The organism is Anabaena sp. UHCC 0399 (assembly GCF_034931465.1).
Taxonomy (GTDB): Bacteria; Cyanobacteriota; Cyanobacteriia; order Cyanobacteriales; family Nostocaceae; genus Trichormus; species Trichormus minutissimus.
In genome coordinates this window covers 1-24,124 of record NZ_JAYGGZ010000015.1, presented here as the reverse complement: position 1 = coordinate 24,124, position 24,124 = coordinate 1, and the positions used below count along the sequence as shown (strand labels likewise).

18 protein-coding genes are annotated in these 24,124 nt (G+C 39.9%); 13 read left to right on the top strand and 5 right to left on the bottom strand.

The annotated features are described in order from the left end of the window. Nucleotides 1-10: 10 nt before the first annotated feature. Together VB693_RS10550 and VB693_RS10545 are read right to left on the bottom strand one after the other, a co-directional pair. Complete coding sequence (locus VB693_RS10550) at nucleotides 11-871, bottom strand: glycosyltransferase family 2 protein (RefSeq protein ID WP_323266224.1); 861 nt, start codon at nucleotides 869-871, stop codon at nucleotides 11-13. Between the two features lie 16 nt (nucleotides 872-887). Further along, nucleotides 888-1,901 (bottom strand): Npun_R2821/Npun_R2822 family protein, encoded by a 1,014-nt coding sequence (locus VB693_RS10545; RefSeq protein WP_323266223.1) that lies wholly within the window; start codon nucleotides 1,899-1,901, stop codon nucleotides 888-890. 1,011 nt (nucleotides 1,902-2,912) lie between these two features. Here VB693_RS10545 and VB693_RS10540 point away from each other — a divergent pair. The 11 genes from VB693_RS10540 to VB693_RS10490 all read left to right on the top strand — a co-directional run bounded on the left by VB693_RS10540 (nucleotide 2,913) and on the right by VB693_RS10490 (nucleotide 15,399). After that, nucleotides 2,913-3,962 (top strand): response regulator, encoded by a 1,050-nt coding sequence (locus tag VB693_RS10540; RefSeq protein ID WP_323266222.1) that lies wholly within the window; start codon nucleotides 2,913-2,915, stop codon nucleotides 3,960-3,962. A gap of 61 nt (nucleotides 3,963-4,023) precedes the next feature. Continuing rightward, nucleotides 4,024-4,401 carry a response regulator gene (locus tag VB693_RS10535; RefSeq protein WP_190695924.1) on the top strand — a complete coding sequence of 126 codons (378 nt, stop codon included), beginning with the start codon at nucleotides 4,024-4,026 and terminating at the stop codon, nucleotides 4,399-4,401. Between the two features lie 4 nt (nucleotides 4,402-4,405). Further along, nucleotides 4,406-4,903: a chemotaxis protein CheW gene (locus tag VB693_RS10530; RefSeq protein ID WP_323266221.1), complete on the top strand. Its 498-nt coding sequence runs from the start codon at nucleotides 4,406-4,408 to the stop codon at nucleotides 4,901-4,903. 65 nt (nucleotides 4,904-4,968) lie between these two features. Next, nucleotides 4,969-7,212 carry a methyl-accepting chemotaxis protein gene (locus VB693_RS10525; protein WP_323266220.1) on the top strand — a complete coding sequence of 748 codons (2,244 nt, stop codon included), beginning with the start codon at nucleotides 4,969-4,971 and terminating at the stop codon, nucleotides 7,210-7,212. Nucleotides 7,213-7,279: 67 nt separating this feature from the next. After that, the gene (locus VB693_RS10520; RefSeq protein ID WP_323266219.1) at nucleotides 7,280-10,267 is read left to right on the top strand and encodes a hybrid sensor histidine kinase/response regulator; all 2,988 of its coding nucleotides are present in this window, start codon (nucleotides 7,280-7,282) and stop codon (nucleotides 10,265-10,267) included. A gap of 196 nt (nucleotides 10,268-10,463) precedes the next feature. Next, the gene (locus tag VB693_RS10515) at nucleotides 10,464-10,733 is read left to right on the top strand and encodes a hypothetical protein (protein ID WP_190695914.1); all 270 of its coding nucleotides are present in this window, start codon (nucleotides 10,464-10,466) and stop codon (nucleotides 10,731-10,733) included. Nucleotides 10,734-11,068: 335 nt separating this feature from the next. Beyond that, the gene (locus tag VB693_RS10510) at nucleotides 11,069-12,925 is read left to right on the top strand and encodes a pentapeptide repeat-containing protein (RefSeq protein WP_323266218.1); all 1,857 of its coding nucleotides are present in this window, start codon (nucleotides 11,069-11,071) and stop codon (nucleotides 12,923-12,925) included. 32 nt (nucleotides 12,926-12,957) lie between these two features. Beyond that, on the top strand, nucleotides 12,958-13,143 hold the full coding sequence (locus VB693_RS10505) for a hypothetical protein (protein ID WP_323266217.1): 186 nt from the start codon (nucleotides 12,958-12,960) through the stop codon (nucleotides 13,141-13,143). Then, on the top strand, nucleotides 13,136-13,330 hold the full coding sequence (locus VB693_RS10500) for an RNA-binding S4 domain-containing protein (RefSeq protein WP_190696588.1): 195 nt from the start codon (nucleotides 13,136-13,138) through the stop codon (nucleotides 13,328-13,330). Before VB693_RS10505 ends, VB693_RS10500 begins: the two co-directional genes overlap by 8 nt. Before the next feature lie 151 nt (nucleotides 13,331-13,481). Then, nucleotides 13,482-14,693, top strand: a complete 1,212-nt coding sequence (locus VB693_RS10495; protein WP_323266216.1) for an NAD(P)/FAD-dependent oxidoreductase — start codon at nucleotides 13,482-13,484, stop codon at nucleotides 14,691-14,693. Nucleotides 14,694-14,745: 52 nt separating this feature from the next. Then, nucleotides 14,746-15,399 (top strand): HAD family hydrolase, encoded by a 654-nt coding sequence (locus VB693_RS10490; RefSeq protein WP_323266215.1) that lies wholly within the window; start codon nucleotides 14,746-14,748, stop codon nucleotides 15,397-15,399. Nucleotides 15,400-15,440: 41 nt separating this feature from the next. On the opposite strand, the gene VB693_RS10485 is transcribed toward VB693_RS10490, so the two are convergent. Both VB693_RS10485 and VB693_RS10480 read right to left on the bottom strand, forming a co-directional pair. Beyond that, on the bottom strand, nucleotides 15,441-16,520 hold the full coding sequence (locus VB693_RS10485) for a hybrid sensor histidine kinase/response regulator (RefSeq protein WP_323266214.1): 1,080 nt from the start codon (nucleotides 16,518-16,520) through the stop codon (nucleotides 15,441-15,443). A 12-nt stretch (nucleotides 16,521-16,532) separates the two neighbouring features. Further along, a complete protein-coding gene (locus VB693_RS10480) occupies nucleotides 16,533-21,461 on the bottom strand; it encodes a PAS domain S-box protein (protein ID WP_323266213.1) in 4,929 nt (1,642 codons plus the stop codon). A gap of 341 nt (nucleotides 21,462-21,802) precedes the next feature. Here VB693_RS10480 and VB693_RS10475 point away from each other — a divergent pair, with 341 nt between their 5' ends. Further along, the gene (locus VB693_RS10475) at nucleotides 21,803-22,210 is read left to right on the top strand and encodes a hypothetical protein (protein WP_323266212.1); all 408 of its coding nucleotides are present in this window, start codon (nucleotides 21,803-21,805) and stop codon (nucleotides 22,208-22,210) included. 92 nt (nucleotides 22,211-22,302) lie between these two features. On the opposite strand, the gene VB693_RS10470 is transcribed toward VB693_RS10475, so the two are convergent. Further along, nucleotides 22,303-22,599, bottom strand: coding sequence for a hypothetical protein (locus tag VB693_RS10470; protein ID WP_323266211.1), 297 nt, complete (start codon nucleotides 22,597-22,599; stop codon nucleotides 22,303-22,305). On the opposite strand from VB693_RS10470, the gene VB693_RS10465 reads away from it, so the two are divergent. Next, the coding region (locus VB693_RS10465) for an NB-ARC domain-containing protein (protein WP_323266210.1) at nucleotides 22,562-24,124 on the top strand (1,563 nt) is incomplete at its 3' end. The two genes, VB693_RS10470 and VB693_RS10465, sit on opposite strands and share 38 nt — an antisense overlap.

The following is a 24,124-nucleotide window of genomic DNA, read 5'->3' as shown; positions in this document are numbered from 1 at the left end:
GATTACAAATTTACTCATTAAAAATATCGTACAATTTGAACTCACCACGAATCGATTTTGTGATCCATCTATAGTCCAATAGGGCTTTTATTCTCATAAGTCTTGATTTTATATTTATTTTTTTATTTCTATCTTCAACTTGCAAGTAATTATTTTGCCCATTTTTGGTATATATAGCACCTGCAAAAGGTAAAGGCTCTAGTGGTGTTCCTTTTTTTGCTAGAGTCTTAGTTATTTCACGATGCCTATAACAGTTAAATATAGATTCTACATATTTAGCTTCAGTGATTTCATCTAAAATTTCGGGTACATCATACAAATCATATCTAACTATATTACTTGTCCCACAGTATTGATCGAAGCCTTTCCTCATAAAACGGATAATTTTATTCCCTTCTGTATAGGAATAGCCTTTCTGAATCACCCATCCATTTGCTTCAGGATAACTATTTACAAATTCGGCTAGATGCTTACTAATGCAGTCATCAGCATCAACACACATAATATGTGATGCCTTGAGATCCCTAGCATAAGTTAACCCAGTGATTAATTTGCGTGTTCTATCTATATTTTTGCCCTGCCAATCTAAGCTGGGTAATACAAAATCACGCTCAATATATATGATATTTTTATGCGTAAATTCAATATTGGGTTTTTCATTACAAACAACAATTACTCTAAATTCATCTGTTGTCTGATTACAAGTTGATTTGATAGTTCTTTCAAATAATTTACATACCCTTGCCCAAGATTGCGAAATATATTGACTTTTGAGTGGGATTACAAAAACTAGCATCTTAAGGTTTATCCTTACGAAAATACCTATTAAGTAAATACCAATAAAGCTGCCATAAAATGGCAGCAGTTGCATCTACATTTAGTCCGATCTAAGAAATACTGGCTTGGATTTTATTGGCTACTTTCTGTAAAACCCGATTGCTTTTTGTGAAAATGCCAGGGGATTTTAAACGTTTTGGCATTTTTTCTGGTTCTTTGAGAAAGCGATAGTGCAGAAACTCATTTTTATAACGGATATTAACATCTTCTCCTTGGCATAATCGCGCAAAATCCTTAGAGGAATAGTTCATGTAGTGAAGACGATAAATAGGTTTTAGTCCCTCTTGGTTATAAAGAACATTATTAATATTCACCAAAGGATCAGCATTAGCACAATTACCTGTTCTATCTTGACCGTTGGGGCTAAGTGTGTAGTTAAAGAAGGGGCGATCGCACCGTAATGTCATGTAGTTGAACAAAAAGGCATCATCCCACCACTTGCGTACCCATTCTATTTCGTTCTCCTCAATTAACAATTTCTTGAAAGCCGCAAGTTCTGACGAAGCAAAAATTCCTTTTTTAGAGCTAAAAAAGCTAGAACAATGTAACTTAGGGCGGATATCTTCCTCTTTATATAAGCCACTATTTTCTATGACTGTGATATTTAACGCTGCATTTTGTCTAGATTTTTTATGCTCCCAATCATCAAATATAAAATCGTAATTATTTAGTTTATCTAATAAATTATCTAGTGGTTTCATGGCTAAACTATCAGCATCATAAAACACAAATTTTTCAAACTCACCATCAAAAGCACACAGCTTTCTTAATAAGGGGCTGAGATACCAACCATTGCGAGATAAATTCCCTTGTTTTGCTTCTGGATGTACAGCCCAAACTTCATCAGCAAAATTATCCCACCGTTGAATTGATTCCCTATTTTCAAATAGGGTGACATTTTTTCTAGATTGAATTTCCCGCTTCACCTTATCTATTTTGTCATTATAAGGAATGACACATATAGGAATATCTGGACTAACATTGACCTCAATGCTATTTAGCAAGGCAACTAATTGGTCAAATACAGCATCATTGGCAAGGGTGTAAATACCGACAGCTTTCATCTTGCTAAATCCTACTTGACTGACAAAATTACTTATAATGTTAGCATTATGCTGTATACTTATAGCTAAAACAATCTAGCTTACTGTAAATTTACGGTGAAGTTATGAAAGTTAACGAAATTTATAACGTTTCCTGACCTGGTGAGGTAAGTTTTTAAAACTACTAACCTTGGTAAACAATATTTTGGTCTACCTCAGTTGCTTAGGAAACGCCATAACTCAGATAAAGTTATGTTTATTACTGGTAGAGCAATGGCTTTACACGGTATCTCATATTTACCACCTAATTTAGAATGTGTAGAGATTGTCGTAATGGATGGACAACTTCAACAGTAATGATACCTGCCGTGTATACACAAGTTGACCCTGAGCGAGTTTCCAGTCTGAAAAGATGGATTCAAGTTGCCTCAAACCACGAACAAGAGTAGGCATTCTTGGAGGTCTTGGAGAGAGATATCTAGACAATCCAGCTAGCTGAGCAATGACCTTCGACCATTGTGATTCCAACCTCAATACAGCAAATAGCCCGTTGAATTTTAATAATTCAATAATATCCGCTTCCAAATAGGGAACTATATGCACAATTGCAGCAGCCGATGTTGAGGTAAATTCCTGGGATTTTTTAGAAAAATGCCGTAATTTTACGGAAGTATTTTAAAAAATCAGCCCAAATTAAGTTAATTAGAAAATTTTTAAGTGTAAATACTGACCAACGCTAAGTTAAATTCTGTTAATTTTGCATTATTATTTCAGTGTTTATCAATTAAAAGTTACTCATAAGGTATGTGATTCGTTAGAGTTTTTGCCTTTTGTTGACTTAATCCTACTCAGTGCCTATTAATTTAAGTACAAGTAACTACAGCAACAATAGCTTACGCATGATTTTCATGGGGTTTAACCACAAGTCTTGGGTTCAAAAATTTGTATGTAAGATTACAAAAAACTATTAACTGATCCTTGATAGGAATTGTGGTAAAACTGCTAAACAAATTTAGCTGAAGTAAAGAAAAAATGAACACAACTCCTATAAGTAGCTACAGGTTAATCCAGAAACTACATCCCATATCTTTATTAGCACAGCTAACTAGTCGCCATGCTACGGGATGTTTACGTATATTTACAGAGATAGCTTTTTGGACAATTAATTTAGAGCAAGGTAAACTTACTTATGCCTCATATTCAGATAAGCTATTTGATCGTCTTGATATTCACCTGCGGCACTTGAGTCAGAAAATTCCTACTCTCAACAGTGGAACTCGTGTGCAAATGCGCTTGATGTTTGAACCCCAAGATGAAAGTCAATCTTTAACCTACGCTGATTATCAAGCTATTTGCTGGTTAGTTAATCAAGGCCATATTACTGTTAGACAAGCAGCCATTCTCATAGAAGAATTAGCTAAAGAAGTGCTGGAATCATTTCTAGTTTTAAAAGAAGGAAGCTATGAGTTTTATCCTGAAACTACGTGGGAAGAACTACCAAAGTTTTGTTATTTAGACTTACGTTTATTAGTTGAATCTTGCCAAAGACAGTTAAGAAATCGACAACGTATTCCATCTTCATCTAATAGTGGTGGGAGTTCCCCGGTTTTACCTACAAATAAAACACCACAACCTCAGCCACAACAACAAAATAGGCAAATAATACCTCAACCAAATAATTTAGCCCCAGTTGATAGCCCTCGCTTAGTGAGAAGAACTTTATATACTATTGCCTGTATAGATGATAGTCAAACAGTATTAAATTCTATAAAAAGCTTTTTAGATGAAAATGTATTTGCCGTGGTGACTATAAATGATCCAGTAAAGGCTTTGATGCAAATTCTCCGCAGTAAACCAGACTTAATTTTATTAGATGTAGAAATGCCAAATTTAGATGGTTATGAGCTATGTTCTTTGTTACGTAGACATTCCGCTTTTAAAAATACCCCAATTATTATGGTGACTGGAAGAACAGGCTTTATTGACAGAGCAAAAGCCAAAATGGTCAGGTCTTCTGGTTATTTAACAAAGCCGTTTAACCAATCAGAATTGTTGAAAATTGTGTTTAAACATCTTGGATAGAGGAGGAAGGTGATAGGTGACAGGTGACAGGTGATAGGTAATTATTTAAGGAGATTTAAAAGTGAGTTTGACTTTAGTCGGAACAATTTTAATTGTAGAAGATTCGCCCAGCGAATTAGAATTAATGAGCCACTATCTTCAAGAGAGTGGTTACAACGTGATTAAAGCTTCTGGGGCAAAAGAAGCAATAGAAAAAGCTTTAGTACAAAAGCCAGATGTGATTGTGACTGATGTAGTTATGCCGGGTATGAGTGGCTTTGAATTGTGTCGTTCTCTAAAGAGAAACCCCATTACGGCAAAAGTACCGATAGTTATTTGCAGTTCTAAAAATCAAGCAATTGATCGTTTGTGGGCAATGAAACAAGGTGCTAGTGAGTATATAACTAAGCCATACACCCGTGAACTTTTGTTGCGTGCTATTAAATCAGTGGTGATTTAAATCGATGAAAAATAATTCTAAAGCTATCTTGGCAACAAATCATCATCAAAATAAATTAGGAGATGCTTATCTTAAGTTTCAACTAAATCAACAGACATCTGCTATTTTAGCAATGACTTATACACAAGAAGCCGTGATTTTACCTGTTGATACTATAACACCAATGCCAACTATGCCTGCCTGTATTTTAGGCTTAATGAATTGGCGTAGCCGCATTATTTGGACGGTTGATTTACCAAGAATGCTCAATTTAGAATCCTTAGATCATCGGCTGCGTCAGTATAACGTTGTTGTGATTAAGGTGGAATCACTAATTTTAGGATTGGTGGTGCAAGAAATTAAAGGCATAACTAAATTTATGCCAGATGAAATTCATTCTCCTATAGGACAGGTGGCATCTAGTTTAGTGCCTTATTTGCAGGGTTGTGTGGCACAACAAGAAGAAGTTTTTTTGGTATTAGATGCCCAGGCGATTGTTAATTCGGCAGTTTTGTATAAGTAGCGGTTAGTTGCTATAAATCAAAAATTGGTTTGTGTTCTCTTTAAATAGTTAGGAAAAATTAAGTGATGTTTCATAAAACTGATATGGCGAAGAGTGGCGACTCTCAAAATAATCAACCATTTATTGTCAATCAAAAAAATACAAATAGTATAGTCAAACTTTCAAGTGCTATTCAACTTCAAACTAGTCGGAATACTTTAGATAATTTAGTTAATTATGTACAGCGATTGAGTTTGAGAACAAAAACGGTAATTTTAGCGATCGCACTTGGTACACTACCTGTATTCACTATCGGCGCGATCGCCTATAATTTGCTCAGTAAATCCATTACGCAGCAAGTCACCGACGCGCAACAAACCCAAGCAACTGATTTAGCCAATACAGTTAACCGATATATTTTAGAACGTTATCAAGATATTCAAACTCTCGCCAATTTACCATTTTTAACTAATTCTAGGGTGAGGAACATCACCACTGATGCAGAAAAGCAAGCACTGCTTAATCAAATTCTCCAGATTAACCAAAATTATGACAGCATAGCTGTATTTGATATTGAAGGTAAGGTAATTCTCCAGTCTACAGGTGAAGCCTTAGAGACAGAAAGATATCAAAATTATTTTCAAACAACTCTACAAAGAAATACTCCGGTTATTAGTCAACCAGAAGCAACAAGTATTTACATAGCTGCACCAGTTAAAGATACAGTTACAGATGAAACTATTGCTGTAGTTCGCGTGCGGATGCCGATCAAATCACTAGCAGCAGCGATGAAAAATTACGTCGCTAATGGACGTACATATAGTTTACTTGACCCATCAGGCAAAGTATTTTTCAGTCCAGACAAAGAATTATTAGGTAAACAAGTAAAAACAGCTTATCCCTATTTATCGGCACTTCTAGCGCATCAAAAAACCGATAGTTTAATCACAGATGGGAAACTTTATAGTTACGTACCATCACAACGTCTAGAAGGTTTACCTAATCTCAACTGGCAAGTTTTATTAACCACAGATGCAGAAATTTTGTGGCAGCCCCAAAGACAATTATTGTGGACAATAGCCATTGGCACAGTTATGACAGCTAGTCTTGTAGGTGCGATCGCAGCTTGGTTAGCCAACCGTACCATACAGCAGCTATCCAAAGCCAATACTGCCTTAACCAAGCTGAGTCAAGGGGAATTTAACACCCGCGTAGAAGTTACCACCGCCGATGAATTAGGAGTTTTGGCTGCCAATGTTAACCAAGTAGGAGAACATTTGCAAATTTTAGCCAAACAAAAGGCAGTTATAGCCCACAACTTTAGTAGCGAAGGGCAAGAAGCACTACAAATGCAACTTTTAGAACTGCTGAGTAATGTAGAAGATGCAGCTAGAGGTGACTTAACAGTCCGCGCCGACGTGACAGCTGGTGAAATAGGCACTGTTGCCGACTTTTTTAACTCCATTATCGAAAATCTCCGGGATATCGTCACCCAAGTTAAACAAGCCGCGAATCAATTGAATACAGCCATTGGTTCTAATGAAGGCGCAATTCGCCAGCTAGCAGAAGCCGCCCTCACTCAATCTGTAGAAATCAACCGTACTCTTGATGCTGTTGACAACATGACTTATTCCATGCAGGCTGTAGCCGCCAGCGCAGAACAAGCCGCAACTGTCGCTAACCACGCAGCCCAAACCGCCACCAAAAGCGGACAAGCAATGGATTTAACAGTACAGAACATTCTATCTTTGCGGGAAACAGTCGGTGAAACATCCCGGAAAGTTAGACGCTTAGGAGAATCTTCGCAACAAATTTCTCGTGTCGTCTCCATCATTAACCAAATTGCCACCCAAACCAACTTACTAGCAATTAATGCTGGTATTGAAGCCGCCCGTGCTGGGGAAGAAGGCCAAGGTTTTGCCGTCGTCGCTGAAGAAATCGGCGAATTAGCCGCCAGAAGTGCCTCAGCCACCCAAGAAATTGAATATATTGTAGAGAACATCCAACAGGAAACCAGCGAAGTAGTCAAAGTAATGGAAATTGGCACTACCCAAGTAGTAGAAGGTACGCAAATTGTTGAAGAAGCCAAGCAAAGCCTCAGCCAAATTTTAGATGTATCGCAGCAAATTGACTTTTTAATTAAGTCAATTTCTACAGCCACAGCATCCCAAGTACAAACATCACAAAGAGTCAGCCAACTAATGCAAGATGTTGCGGCTGTGTCACAACGCACCAGCGATTCTTCTCATTTAGTTGCCCAATCTCTGCAACAAACCGTAGAAATTTCCCACCAGTTACAGGAAACCGTTGGGACTTTTAAAGTGAGTTAGAGGGCAGGGGGCAGGGGGCAAAAAATCCAATGCCCATCTTAATTACGAATTACAAATTAATATAATTATGTCAAAAGATAAAGAATTAGAAATCCAGATGCAATTTCTGGAAGAAGCAACAGATTACATTAATACCCTCGAAGTGGTGTTATTAGAAATTGATATTTATCACAGGATTGATTTAGATAAAATCAATGGTGCTTTAAGGGCTGCTCACTCGATAAAAGGGGGCGCAGCCATGATGGGTTTTCGGGCTTTGAGTGATTTATCCCATCGGTTAGAAGATTCTTTTAAAGTTTTAAAAACTAGTAAAAATTCCTTAGCAATTGACACCCAATTACAAAGTTCCCTACTTACTGCTGTAGATTGGTTGCGGCAAATTGTGGCATTACTAGCAGAAGGAAATACCATAGAAGAACAGTGGTTAAAAACTTTTTGTTATCCTGTTTTTGATGAATTACACGATCGCCTGGGTGATCCTACTCCAGAAGATGCCGCTACCATCTTATCTACAGATGAGGGGCAAGATATTATTCCCCTGCTGTTCGGCACGGAAGTAGATGAATATTTGCAGCGTCTAGAATCAGTGTTAGCCGATCCATCCCAGCCAGGCTTACAGGCAGAAGTGGCAACGATGGCGGCGGAATTAGGCGGCTTGGGGGAAATGTTGCAACTCACAGCCTTTACCCAGCTTTGTGAATCTATTAAATATCATATAGAAAACGCATCAGGCGATGGGCTATACCCGACGGGAGGCGATCGCATCTGGTCAATTGCCCAACTAGCCTTAAAATCTTGGCGGCGATCGCAAGCTTTGGTGTTAACTCATCAACGGGAGAATTTACCTACAACCCTAGATTTAGATGACTTAGCATCTGTATCTCAGCCAGCCGAAATTACTCCCTTGATTTCTACAAATATTGATGAAGTTCCAGAATATGACACCCCAGCCGCAGAATTTATTAATGCTGGGTTAGCCTACAACAATGAAAATATTAATCATGAACTAGCAGCAGTTGATTTTGCAGGAATAAACACAATATTTGCGGAAAAAGCAGAAACTGGAGATGTAAAATCCGACCAAATTTTTCCAGAAACTCCTTCCCAGTTCCCAGTCCCCAGTCCCCAGCCGCCAAGCGACAAAGAGCGGGAACATCAACAAGAAAACTCAGTACGAGTTCCTAGCAAACAATTAGAAAAAATCAATGATTTATTTGGGGAATTAATTGTCCAGCGTAATGGATTAAATTCCCAACTAGAAAAACTACGTAAACTAGTGCGTAATTTAAATCAGCGCGTGCGGACTCTAGAGCGAGAAAATCAGGAGTTGCGGACAGCATATAATCAAACATCCGCCAGGAATTTTATCTCTGTAAGTCAGTCCTTAGCCCAGAATGAAGAAAATCCCCATGCTGAATTAAACTTGCGATCGCAAGTCGTCATGGAAACCATTGTTCAAGTGCAAGAAGTTGCCACAGATATTCAACTCAGCGTTGACGACACAGACCAAATTACCCGCAAACTCAATAAAACATCAAAACAATTACAAACCAAACTCAACCATATCCGAATGCGTCCCATTTCGGATTTAGTCGAGCGATTCCCCAGAGCTATCCGTGACTTAAATGTGGAATACGGCAAAAATGTCCAGCTACAAGTGAGAGGCGGCGATACTTTAATTGAACGCAGCATTTTGGAAGCATTAAATGAGCCTTTAATGCACCTTTTGAGAAACGCCTTCGATCATGGTATCGAAGAACCAACCACCCGCCGGACTGTTGGTAAACCAGAACAAGGATTAATTGAAATTACCGCCACTCACCAAAGTAATCGCACCATCATTACCATGCGTGATGATGGTCGAGGTATTCCTGTAGAGAAAATTCGCACCCGCGCTATGGGAATGGGTATAGATGAAGCTTTACTTGTTCACGCTACCGACGAAGAACTGTTATCACTCATCTTTGAACCAGGGTTCAGCACCTCCGACCAAGTGACAGCCTTATCTGGTCGCGGTGTGGGGATGGACGTAGTTCGTAACAACCTCAAATTAGTACGTGGCGATATCAAAGTTGATACGGAAGCAGGCGTTGGCACAACTTTTACCTTATCCGTGCCATTTACCCTATCTATGGCGCGAGTCCTGTTAGTAGAAAGTAATAAAATGCTGCTGGCATTTCCTACCGATGTCGTAGCGGAACTCTTTTTACTGCAAACCGAGCAAGTTATCTCTACTTCCGGTAGTGAATTAATCAACTGGCAAGGGTCTACACTGCCATTGATTCACTTGAGTAACTATCTAGAGTTTAACTGCCCACGCTACGATAGCCCAGAACTAGAAACACCCCCCGCCATTAATGCCACTAGTGTGTTAATCATCCCAGGAAATCAACCCGTCGCCATCCAAGTAGATAGATGTTGGGGTGAGCAAGAAGTTGCTATTCGCCAAGTTGAGGGCAATATACCCTTACCCACAGGTTTTAGTAACTGCACAATTTTGGGTGATGGGCGGGTAGTGTCCTTAGTTAATACCAATGAGTTGCTGTATTGGATTGCCAATCATCAGCGTACTCCCAGAAGCCATCAATTACCATCAGCTAGGTTAAAAACACCATTTCTATTTTTTAACAGTGGTAAAACACCAGCACCAACTATTGAGTCTAAAGGTACAATTTTAATTATTGATGACTCAATTAATGTCCGCCGTTTCTTAGCACTCACCCTAGAAAAAGGAGGGTATCAAGTAGAGCAAGCCAAAGACGGTCAAGATGCTTGGGAAAAGTTAACCGATGGTTTACAAGTCCAAGGTGTGATTTGTGATATTGAAATGCCACGCCTTGATGGTTATGGCTTCTTAGATAAGATTAACTCTAGCACTACAACTAAACATATCCCCGTAATGATGTTGACATCTCGTAGTAGTGATAAGCACCGACAATTAGCTATGCAATTGGGGGCGCGAGCTTATTTTTCTAAACCTTACAACGAGCAAGAATTACTCCGCACGTTAGAGGAAATTATTGGTCAGGTTGCAGAACAATTAACTTCTAGTTGAAATTTAAATAGCAACCATAATATGGTGCGAGATTTTGAAGGCTAAAAATTCTGACAAATCAAATAGGAGTGCTATATATTTCAAAAAAACGTCACCCAAAATACATTTTTTTTTTATTAATTTGATATAAAATTATCGCCAACACAGTTGGTAATTCTTGAGTCTGGCTTGAAACTAATAAAAGGTATGAGTAAAAATGTCAGAACAATCAGATTTTCTCTCTAACCTCTCTGACTTTCTATATCCGCGTAGTTGTTATTATGGTCAATTCAAGCCAGAGTATTTAGTATTTAACGCCAATCTCCAAGAATTTGCCCAACGCGTGAGTTATATCAGTAATTTGCAAACTAATGGGAAGCTGTCTCCCCAAGAGGCTTACCATGAAATTAAAACTCTTTGGAAACAGTTAAAAGCAGCGAAAAAACAACTCGAAAGTAGCTTAATGGATGATGTTTCTAGTTTGTGATTCGTAATAAGAGCGTTTCCTAGTCTAGTGAGTCACTCCCCTCGTCGCTGGTGCTACGGCTGGTTGACTGACAAAAGTCTGAGTACAAGAAATTGAAGCAGAGAAAAAAGGAGGCGCAGACTTCCATAACGAGTAATTTCGCCGTACTCTAGCTGGTGACAAAACACAGATAGAGAAACAGATGGAAGCGACCGAGCGTTTATATGATGACTTGTTCAAACTACTGAGTCCATCGAAAACATGGGCAGACATAAGACACTTAAAGACACTAGTTTGGATGGTGATTGCATTAATTTGCGCTGAGTGTATAAATTTAACCTTGCGGGGGGATTTATGTGCAAAGTCGAGCATTGTTTGCCCAGAGTCGCCAAAGACGGTTTAGCAGATGGCTACACAATAGTCGTATCAACGTACATTCCGTTTATGGAGCTATCATCCGCTCTGCGGTGAAAGACTGGAAACAGGAAGTGATGGTACTAATAGTGATACTGGCTATAGCTGGCTCAATTGTTGGTGTGATGAATATGGCTTTGGCTGTAGCTGTCGCCAGAGCTATGGTTTTACCGGGAATCGTGAGCTTGACAGGATTAATCGCTGTAATTGGTGCTGTTGTTGGTGCGTTATTGGGAGTGCGATCGCAAGTTTCAGCATACATCATGGCTGGCATAGTTGGTTTAGTAGCGATCGCCTTTGGGTTTTATGTAGGAAAACAAGCTATAGCTGGAAATCCAAAATACTTACTGATTCGCTCCTTGGCAATTAGTATTGTTTCCCAAGGTGGAACTAGCTTTCGCGGTGCTAATTTAACAGATGCTAATTTTACCCGATCTAACCTCAAAAGTGTAGACTTGCGCCAAGCTATACTTACCCGCACCTGCTGGTTTCAAACACAAAATTTAGCTCAAGCTCGTTTAGAAGGTACATACTTAGAAAATTCCCAATTACAGCAGTTAGTCATTACCAAAGAAGGTAAAGAACAAAACTTTGATCGTTTAAATCTCCGAGAATTAAATCTGGAAAATGCTAATTTACAAGATGCTAGTTTTATTGGTACAGATTTGAGTGAAGCCAATTTACAAAATGCTAATTTAGCAGGGGCAAAACTTGCCCAAGCACAGCTATATCAAACTATTTTAAATCAAGCTTGTTTAACAGGAGCTTATATTCAAAACTGGGGAATTTCCACTGATACTAAACTTGAAGATATCAAATGTGATTACATATATATGCAGCTACCAACCAAGGATGATCCCGATCCTTATCGCAAACCAGATAATCGGCGGGAAACTTTTCAAGCAGGAGACTTTGCAGAATTTATTGCCCCGATTATCAAAACTCTTGATCTCTACCAGACTCAAAATATTGATCCGCGTCAAGTAGCTAACAAGTTCAAAACTCTTGATTTATTTCATTATGAAGGAATTGATCCAACTGCTGCGGTGATCGCTGTTACACAACTAGCAGAGAATCACCCAGAAGCTGAATTAGAAATTGTTGCTTTAGAAGGTAGAGGAAAAGACAAAATTCGCCTGCAAGCTATAGTAAATAATGATGCGAATCGCTCAGAACTTTATCAAGAATATTTTCAAAAATATGCTGAAATTCAGTCTTTACCTTATAGTGATCTACAAACCCTACTTTTAGGAATTAAGGAAAAAGAAGAACGGATTCAAAGCTTAGAAAGACTTCTAGAAAATGCCATACATCAGCCTAAGTTTTATGTAGAAACATATCAAAATCAAGGAGAATTTTTTATGTCACAAAGTAAAGGAAATATCAATATCAGTGGCTCTCAAGGGAACATCAGTGGAATTTCTGCCGTGGGTGAAAATTCTGCAATGACAGGTGTTGCTATTGGCGTAATTAGTGGCAGTGTTACAAATACTATTAATCAGTTACCTGCATCTTCTGAACCAGATAAACCAGGGATAAAGGAACTCCTAACTGAATTACAAATTGCTATTGAAGCTGATAAAAACCTAGGTGATGAAGACAAAGAAGAAGCTTTAGAACAGTTAAAAGTAATTGCAGAAGCAGGTCAAAAACCGGAAGATGGAGCAATGCAGAAAATAGCAAAAACGGCTCTTAAATTCTTGAAAGGTACAATTGCTGACTTACCTACAACCGAGAAGTTAGTTGAAGCCTGCGGTAAATTGTTGCCTTTGATTACTAAATTCTTTGGCTTACCATGATTGAGCAGAGGAAATGAAGTGAAATTCAAATCATGGTTTTGCTTAGAATTGTGAGTTTAACTGGATTGATTGCTGTATTTAGTGGTGTTCTGGGTGCATTATTTAGGAGTGCGATCGCAAATTTCAGCATACCTCATGGCTGGGATGCTTGGTTTAGTCGCGATCGCTTCGGTAAAATTTATAGTGAGTTACTATTTTTTAACTTTCAACATGATTAAACTCGACCAGTTTCTTAAATTTGTGGGTATAGCCTCAACAGGAGGTCAAGCCAAACTCATGATCAATGATGGTGATGTCAAAGTCAATGGCATGATTGAAACCCGGCGAGGTCGGAAATTAGTATCAGCAGACCAAGTAACAGTAGCCGGAAAAACTTTTAAGGTTGAGGAGATAATTCAAGAATAGCGTTGGCGTTAGGTAGCGTCTTTTATTTTTACAGAAAATTAGGCGATCGCTACCATTCAATTTAGAGATTTCTGCTTGATGGTCACAGACTGCGATAAATCATTACACTGAGAGTTAGTTGCCTTGCTGGGATAGATATCCCGTAGAAACCATGACTGAACAGACTATGAGAATTGTGATCCTTGGGGGAGGCTTTGGTGGTCTCTACACAGCTTTGCGTTTAAGTCAATTACCTTGGGAATCTGAGCAAAAACCCGAAATTGTCCTAGTTGATCAAAGCGATCGCTTCCTATTTTCCCCTTTATTGTACGAATTACTCACCGGGGAACTGCAAACTTGGGAAATTGCTCCTCCTTTTGCAGAACTTTTACAAGGCACAGGTGTACGTTTTTATCAAGCAGTCGCCTCTGGAATTGATCTTGACCAGCAACAGGTCAACTTACAAGATGGCCCAGCTATTCCCTACGACCGCTTAGTATTAGCCCTAGGTGGAGAAACCCCCCTAGATTTAGTCCCTGGTGCGACATCCTATGCTTACCCTTTCCGCACCATCAATGATGCTTATCGCCTCGAAGAACGGCTGCGAATTTTGGAAGAATCCAATGCAGAGAAAATTAGAGTAGCTATTGTTGGCGGTGGCTACAGTGGGGTGGAATTAGCTTGTAAATTGGCAGATAGGCTAGGCGACAGAGGACGTTTTCGCTTAATTGAAATTAGCGACAAAATTTTAAGGACTTCCCCAGAATTTAACCGCGAAGCCGCTAAAAAAGCTTTAGAGGCGCGGGGTGTATTTCTCGATTTAGAAACCAAAATTGAATCAATTACCCAAGATACCATCTCCCTAGAGTATAAAAGTCAAGTAGATACAATCCCTGTAGATGTGGTCATTTGGACTGTGGGGACACGGGTTGCACCTGTAGTCAAAGCCCTGCCTTTAAAACAAAACCAGCGCGGTCAAATCACGACTAACACCACATTACAAGTCCTTGACCATCCAGAAATTTTTGCTTTGGGAGACTTAGCCGACTGTCTTGATGTGAATGGTCAACAAATTCCCGCTACAGCCCAAGCCGCTTTTCAACAAGCCGATTATACAGCCTGGAACATCTGGGCTTCTTTAACAAATCGCCCCTTGCTACCTTTTTGCTATCAACAGTTAGGGGAAATGATGGCACTAGGTAAAGATAACGCCACTTTAACAGGATTAGGAATTAAGTTAGACGGTTCTTTAGCCTATATTGCCCGTCGTCTAGCTTACTTGTATAGAATGCCAACTTTTGATCATCAATTAAAAGTTGGTTTTAATTGGTTAGTCCGTCCTATTATAGAAACACTTTCTTCAGTGGCAGATGATAAATCTTAACCACTATAATTTCCACTAGCCAAATTAAAATTCATCATTGTCAGCAAGTTTAATGGAAAGACCCAAAGTTATTTTTTTAGATGCAGTGGGTACACTCTTTGGTGTCAAAGGCAGCGTCGGTAAAGTTTATAGTCAGTTAGCCCTAGAGTTTGGTGTGGAAGCTTCCACAGAGATTTTAGATCAAGCATTTAAGGACAGCTTTAAAGCTGCACCACCACCAATATTTCCTGATGCTGAATTAGAAGATATTCCCCAACGAGAATTTGAGTGGTGGCGAACTATTGCTTTAAACACTTTTGAAAGTGCAGGTATCATCAATCAATTTGCTGACTTCTCTAACTTTTTTGGAGAACTTTACATTCACTTTGGTACTGCCGAACCGTGGTTTATTTATCCTGATGTTTTGCAATCTCTGAGCAACTGGAAACATTTAGGGATTGAATTAGGTGTGTTGTCTAACTTCGATTCCCGGATTTACTCAGTCTTGCAAGCTTTAGAATTGAGTCATTTTTTCAAGTCTGTGACCATTTCGACTCAAGTAGGTGCAGCCAAACCCAACCCCAAAATTTTTGCGGCTGCTTTAGAAAAGCATGATTGTTCCCCTAGGTCAGCATGGCATATTGGTGACAGTATTGTAGAGGACTATCAAGGATCAAAAGCGGCTGGACTCAGAGGGATTTGGATTAATCGGGGAAAGGGTGATTAGTCATGAGTGATTAGTTAATATTTGTCCCCAGTCCCCAGTTCTCATACTTTTGGCAGAAAGACTGTAAATACTGCCCCCTTGGGTTGGTTATTTTTAACGGTGATTTTGCCACCGTGGGCTTCCACTGCCATTTTACAAAATGCTAATCCTAAACCCAGTTGTGTAACTTCTGGCATTAGTGTTCCCACTTCGTATTTTTCAAAAATGACCTGTTTGAGATTTTCAGTAACTCCTGAACCGGAATCAGCAATCTCAACTATCACGCCCCCTCTATCTAAATCATCAGTTCGCAGGATCACTTGACTGTTTTTTGGTGAGAACTTGATGGCATTGGATAAAAGGTTATCTATAACTCTACGAAATATCAAAGCATCTAAATTGACAATCAGATGAGATTGGGTTAATTCACTGAGGATTCGGAGATTTTTTTGATCTGCGATCGCTTCAAAATTAGTTAATGCTGATAAACATAGTTGATTTAAGTCTATTTCTAGAAAATTTAGCATCATTTTGCCAGATTCTAACTTGGCCATCAGCAATAGGTCATCAATCAAAGATTGCAGATGTTGCACAGAAGAAATAATCTGATTAATTTTGTTTGGCTGCTTGTGAATCGGAAAATCAGGTAACAGTAAGATTTCGGTGGCTAGTAAAATAGAGGTCAGGGGATTACGCATATCATGCAAGACCATCTTTACCATGTCTTCCCTGAGCTGTAGTAATGTTTGCAACTTGTCATGCTGGTGCTTAATCCGCAGCATCGAGTTAACCCTAGCACGTAACTCCGAACCATTCACGGGTTTACTGATAAAGTCATCCGCACCTGCTGCCATACATCTTACTAAGTCTTCTTTTGCCGTCAAGGCTGTAACCATAATGATCGGAATATGCTGCCATTGAGAATTGGCTTTGATGCGTTTGCATACTTCAATCCCATCCAAATCAGGCATCATCACATCTAATAAAATTACATCGGGCTGTATAGTTTTTAGCCGTGCTATTGCTCTGTGACCATTCGATGCGTAGTTTAGATCATAACCCTCACGAAACAGTAGGGTTTCAATTACATCAAAGTTATCTGGTTCATCATCAACGACTAGGATAAAAGGCTGATTGTCCATTTAGTATGTATATTACTTTTCTAACAAGTTTTGAATTCTACTTGTAAGCTCTCTCAGCTTGACTGGCTTGTTCACATAATCATTTGCTCCGGCTTGGAGACATTTTTCGCGATCGCCTGGCATGGCTAATGCTGTTAATGCAATTATGGGAACATTGGCTAATTCCTCATTTTCCCGAATGGAGCGGATAGCTTCTAAGCCGTTGATTTGGGGCATTTGAATATCCATCAAAATCAAGCTAGGATTTTGTGATTTGGCCAAATTAATGGCAGTTTGTCCATTGGTTGCTAGTATTAGTCTATACCCTCTACTTTCAAGATAGCTAGAAATCGTCTCAATATTGGCCTGATTATCTTCTGCTAAAAGAATTAAGGGTGATTCTGAAACTAGTGACGGAATAGTTGATAAACTTGTTAAAGGTAATTGTACATCTGCTGGAGGTGTAGGAAACGTTAATTTTTTGTCTATGTAAGGTAAACGTACGGTAAAGCAACTACCTTTGCCTACCTCACTACTGACAGTTACCTGTCCACCGTGTAACTCTGCAATTTGACGTACCAAAGCTAGTCCGAGTCCACTGCCAGTATACTGTCGGTTTAAGCGACTATCGATCTGTACGAAGGATTGGAATAATTTTTCCATATCTTTTGGAGCAATACCAATACCTGTATCAATTACTGAAAAGCTCACCCACTCTAAGGATTGTGATTGAGGACTGTGAGTATTTCCTGGAGTAGGATAGTTTTCCATTCTTTCTCTTCTGACTGCTAAGATAATCACCCCCCCTTCTGGGGTAAATTTCACGGCATTATTGAGCAGGTTAATTAAAACTTGCCGCATTCGACGTTCATCAACAGTAATTCGTTTAATAGTGCTTTGAATATTCAGTCTGATTTGAATTTGTTTTTGATGAGCTAGTTGCTTGACAAAAGCTAAACTAGACTCACACAGATAACAAATGGTAATGGGAGCAATTTGCAGTTCTAGTTTACCTGCGGCGATTTTGGCTAAATCCAGGATGTCGTTGATCAGTTCTAGCAGGTGTTTCCCACTACGTTCGATAGTAGACAAGGCGTGTTGCTGACGTTCTGTAATTTGACCAAATACCCCTTCTAGCAAGCCTTCAGACATTCCCAAAATGGCGTTTAAGGGTGTGCGGAGTTCATGACTCATGCTGGCGAGAAATTCATCTTTGAGGCGAGTAGCGCGGGATAGTTCTGTGTTGACAGAAAGTAGTTCCTCATTCAACATAGACAATGCTACCTCTGCACGTTTGCGATCGCTTAGTTCGGTTTGCACTTGTTGATAGAGGTCTGCTTGCTGAATAGCTACGGATAACTGGCTAGCAATTTGCTGGAGTAGATTAGCTTCATCTGGTTGCCATTGACGCTGAGTAGCGCAGGCATGAATGCTAATTAATCCCCATACCCTAGCAGGTTGATTTTCCACTTTTTGAATAATAGGGGCGATAATCTGGGATTTTACTTGTGTTTGTTGCATGAATTTAGCCAGAAAGTCTGCCCAATCGTCATTTTGAGTATCTGTGACGATGCGGACATTACCTGCGAGGTAAAATTCATAACATTCTGGCGGGAAACATTCATTTTCCCACAATATACTTTCGATGATGGGGTACTCAGGCGCAACGGATTGCTGTAGCACTACTCCCATACCGTTGCTCATCAGGTGAAAAATTAAGACGCGATCCGCCTGAAAAGTTTGTCTAATTTCGTTGACGGCTGATGAGAGAATTGACTTTAAATCAAGGGATTGACGGATATGTTGAGTGATGTTTCTCAGTAGCTTTTCGCGCTGTGCTTGTTTTTGCAGTAATTCCTCGGCGCGTTTGCGATCGCTGATATCTTGAATTGCACCAATCATATATTGTGGTTCACCAGCGAGCGATCGCACAAAGGCAACAGTGAGATATACCCAAACAAGTCTTCCTTGTTTATGGATATAACGTTTCTCCATTGCAAATGTCTGAAGTTCGCTAGCTAGGAGATAATCCATCTGAAGACAATCAGCCGTTATGTCTTCTGGATAGGTAATCTCCATAAAGGACTTACCCAACAGTTCTGTCTCAGAATAACCGACAATATCGCCGAATTTTTGATTCATACCCATGAATCTACCCTGCAAATCAACTTCAAATATACCGACATTTGCTTGCTCAAAGGTGACACGAAATCGAGCTTCACTTTCTTGCAATGCTGCCGTTCGTTGTGTGATGTTTACTTCTAGTTCTTCGTTGAGTTGTTCTAAGGCTTCTGTGGCTCGCTTGCGTTCTAGTTCTGCACTTGCACGAGATGCAAACACCCGCAGAGTGGCTTTCATGCGTTCTGGTTCTTCTAGAGGATGGGTATCGAGAACACAAAGATTACCTATAGCTACACCGTTATTATCCCGCAGAGCCACACCTAAGTAGTATTCTGCTTCCATGATAGTCAGATCCACATCTGCTGGAAATTCCTGGGCAACTTTCGATTCACAGTAAAAAATGCCTTCTACCAATGCCTTTTCGCAAGGAGTTTGAGCAATGTTATAGGTAATTTGGGATTGCAATTTATTATTTGCAAAGAATCCCAGGGTTTTTAAGCAGTTGCCAATACGTTCTGTAACTAATACATAGGGTACATCCAGGGCTTTTGCTGTATAACGAGCTAAAGCCGAGAAAAACTCTGTCCCCGTTACTGCTGCCGTACCTTCAACCAATGTTTTTAAAGATTCTTCTGCACCTTTGCGTCCAGTGATGTCAGCCGCCGTACCGATGAGGCAATAGATGCGTCCGGTTTCGTTCTGCAATGGCTTTAGGGTTATCAATAACCAATAACTGCGATTTGTATGCGAGTTAGTGAAATGCTCTTCAAAGGAAACAATATTTCCTGACTCGAAACAAGCATCGTATTGTTGACAGAGTAATGTCCCCAAAGATTCACCAAACAATTCTTTGGGGTTTTTACCTTGTGTTTCTATGCCACTGATGCCAAAAAAACGCTCGGCAACAGGATTCCAAGCCCCATAACAATATTCGCCTTGGGGATCAATCTCTACCGTAAAAATTGCTTGCTCAACATCTTCGTAAATGGCGCGTAAAAAACTCTCACTTTTTTCCAGAGCTATCACTGCACGCTGACGTTCCATAGCAATTCCCGCCAAATAGGCGGCAAGGGTGAGAGTTTCCAACTCATAGGTTTGCGGTGTTTTTACCTCACGGTAATATATGCCAAATGTTCCCAGAATACAGCCATCACTAGCGATAATAGGAGCAGACCAACAAGCCCGCAATCCAAAATTCAGGGTGAAATCCTTGTAGTCTTGCCACAGGGGATCATTGGCGATGTCTGAAACAATTATCACTTGTTGGCGATAAGCCGCAGTCCCACAAGAGCCGACTCCCTCGCCAATCATTACGCCATCGCAACTCACGAAGTATTCTTTTGGTAGGTTCACTGATGCACACTGATGCATGCGATTTTCTTGATCGACTGACAGAATACAACATAATGCACTATCCAATTGCTGTTCCAGAGATGTAATCAAAGCATGAAGGATATCTGCTAAGGGTTCACCTTTTGCAATCTGGGATAAAATCCGGTTTTGCATTTCTAACCGGCCTTCCATGCGTTTGCGTAAGCAAAGCTCGTCGTAGACATCGCTAATATCTGTAACCGTGCCTATATAGCCTGTACAATTTCCCGTGCTATCGATTTCCGGAATTGCTTGTGCCATCACCCAAATAACTTTATTCTTTGAATTTTGGAAACGATGTTCTGTAAAGAAGGGTAGTTGCTTGGCGACAGCATCAGACCACTGACTGACGACAAGATCGCGATCTTCGGGATGTAAGGCCTGTGACCAGTTTAATCCTAGTGCCTCTGCCATCGGCAAGCCGGCCATTTCTTCCCATTTAGGATTAAGATATTGGCAATTTCCTTGTAAATCGGTGCAAAAGATACCCACTGGGGCATTTGCGGTCAATGTTGCATAGCGGTGTTCACTATCTCGTAGAGCTTGTTCTACCTGTTTAGCGGCGGTAATATCTGTGACAATACCCTGATAGGCTTCCACCTTACCCTCAGCATCATAAATAATATGAGCGCGATCGCAAACGTAGCGAATTGATCCATCCGGCTTGATAATTCGATAGTTAATCTCGTTATTTTTCTGTTCCCCCCTCTCAGGAAAAAACGCAGAAATGAACAATTCTCGATCATCAGGATGAATACAATTGAATACGCTATCAGGATAGTTAGTGAAGAAATATGCACAAGGTCTGCCAAAAATTTGCGCGATCGCTGGATTTAAGTACAATAATTCTCTATCCGGGCTAACAAGGTAGATACCATCAGGCATATTTTCTGCCAGCGAGCGATATTTTTTTTCTGATGCTTCCATCTGAACCCCAATACACCCTTGACAATCTTGCTTTTGTTGGGTTTGTAATTGTTGTAATTTACTCAGCCCATTTAATAGAGTTTCGTAGGTAAGTAAACCAATTACTTGGTGACAATGATCAACTACAGGTAGATGTCGCAGGCGATGCTGACTAAATAGTTGTAGCGGGACTGAAAAATTATTTAACTCAGATTCTTGTAAGGTAATTACAGGATGGCTCATGACTTCAGCCATGCTCTTTTCAGCCATGTTAAGCCCCTCAGCACTCAAGCGGACTAAATCTTGTTCTGTCCAGATACCTACAAGTTGCTTGTCTTGCATGACTAACACACAAGTAGCTTTAGCTGTTGTCTTCAGCCAAGACTGATCCAAATCATGGGATAGTGAGCCGCTCGTCCTGGTGTTATTCATTAATATCAATGCTTCAATGGCAGGCGTATTGGGAGTAACAACTAAAGGCTGACGGATAATAGCATCTGTTAGCAGAACATCTGAGTTATTCGCTTGATCGTGATTAGCTAAACCAAATAGTTGAGTATCCATTAATACAACCGCATTTTTGTAAATATTTTTGATTAATAGCCGCCAGCGACTGGAGAGAAAATTAATCTTTTAAGAGTAAGATATCTCATATTATATGTCTAGCTTTATACAAAAAGGTTACTTATAGAACCAGATATAAATCAGCTCCTATTTTTGGTTCAGTCAGAGTGAAGCGATCGCCAATAATTAATATAAAATGCTCAGGCTTTAGCCATGTTAACGCCGTGGGTGATGCAATGAATATAGGCAATAATTCTCAAAATTCAGAGGCTGCTGTGCCGTAAATGAGGAATACGCTAACATAACTTTGTATAAATAACCGTAATTAACCCCGTAAATTAATGGATATCGCCTTAATCGTTAAATTTCTTGCGCCCTGTCTGCCATTTTTACTGACTATGGGTGGTAAAGTTGCAGAAGGAGCATCTCAGAAAGTCGGTGAAGATGTTTGGAATAAAGCCAAGGCTATTTGGGGTAAGTTACTACCCAAAGTAGAGGCGAAGGAAGAAGCCAAAAAAGCAGCCGCAGCAGCAATGCAAAATCCAGGAGATGAAGATTACCAAGCAGCTTTACGGGCGCAATTAAAAGATATTTTAAAGTCTGAGACAGCACTGGCACAAGAGATAGCCAAAATTTTGCAAACATCGACTGAAAACCCCGGTGACAATATTCAGATGAGTGCGAATGCTTACGACCAAAGTACAGTGAAGCAAGTCGGGAAGATTGATGCTAATGAGGTGAGCTTTTAACTTCCCGACTTGTAGCAAGTGGCGTTAGAGGTTTTGATTCTTGCTCCCCTTCCCTACAAGGGAAGGGGTTGGGGGTTAGGTTTAAAAAAAAGTTACACACGGCGTAACGTTCTCATTTTGAACAGAAACATTCTCATTCTGAGCAAAAAATTTCTCGCTCTAAACATCAACATCCGAGTTCTAAACACCAACATCCAAGTTCCAAACACCAACATCCGAGTTCCAAACACCAACATCCGAGTTCCAAACACCAACATCCGAGTTCCAAACATCAACATCCGAGTTCCAAACACCAACATCCGAGTTCCGAACACCAACATCCAGCAAAATTTGTCTATCTGCTGACTAACTATGGCGGAAGAACCAAACCCTAACCACCAAGAAATCATTAAATTAGAGGGAACTGCTCAAGATGAGAGTAAGTTAACTCAAATTGGTCGTGTTGATGCGGAAAATTTCCATCTGAACGCTCAACAAGTTCAATTTCTTGTTCAACTAGAAAGCAGTACCAAAGAAGAATCGCCGGGGGTTCTCAAAGCTGGGAATCCCGGTAAAAGTTTAGCTTACTGGCAAGGACGAAAAACAGAATACACTCAAATACAACAATGGTTAAGTGATGACAATACCTTTTTAATTGGTATAGAAGGCATCGGTGGCACAGGTAAATCAACGCTGGCAACGAAGATTTATGATGAAATTGCGGGTTTCCCCAAGCGGTTTTGGGCTGATGTCGGTAATGGTGCAAGTTTTAGCGATTTAGCCAGACAAGTATTAACAGAATTTGACTTTTACGTACCAGAACAAGAAGCGCAGTTAGTAGAGGCGTTAGTTAAGTGTTTGCGTTCTGGGCAATTTTTACTGATTATTGACAACCTAGAAAGTTTATTACAACCTGATCGACAGTGGGGAAGTTTATTTTACGGTGAGTTTTTCCAAACATGGGTGGAATCTGGCGGTAATAGTAAGGTGCTAGTCACCACGAGAGAAAGACCAGAATTAAAAGGTTTTCAATGGCTACCCCTGAAGGGTTTACAAGTAGATGAAGGGGTGGCACTGTTAACCGCATTGGGCATTAAAGGGAATTTAGGGGAGTTTGTGGAATTAGTAGATGGGCATCCCCTATTGTTGAGATTAGTAGCAGACTTATTAAAGGAAGAATATTCACAAGACCCGGATTTAGGCAGATTAGCAGATTTAGGCTTAGGGAATTTGCAGCAGTTGTTGACAGATCCCCAAGTGGTAGGTATCCATCGCCGGGAAAATGTGGGGATGGTTTTAGTATTGGATGCCAGTTTTGCAAGATTGAGTGAGTTACAAAAGGCTTTATTGCTGAATATTAGTGTTTATCGTGGTGCGGTTGATAGTACAGCAGCAGTGGCAGTGTTGCCAGGAAATGCAGAACTTGAGATTGAAACAGAATTACGGAATCTGGTTAAGCGTTCTTTGTTGGTAGAAAAGCTTAATGGTAAACGGCGATTTGGTTTTCAGCCTGTGGTTTTAGAGTATGTGCGATACAAAGCTGGCGAACAGACGGAAGCACATCAACGAGCCATTAATTATTATCGTTCAATTGCTAAACAACCACCTTGGCAAACAAAAGATGATGTTCAAGAATACTTAGAAATCTTTCATCACTGTTATCAGTTGCAAGATTATAACTCTGCCTTTGATAGCATTGAGGTTTGCAATGAATTTTTAACCTTGCGGGGTTATTACATCGACCAAGTAGAATTATATGGGCAGTTGGTCAGTAAATGGCAAGAAATTGGCGATAGAGAAAATAGGAAATATATAGCTTCTCTCACTTCATTAGGCAATGCTTACGACTCCCTGGGAGAGTACCAACGGGCAATTGAGTTTTTTCAGCAGTCTTTGGAAATATCAAGGGAGATTGGCGATCGCAATGGCGTTGGT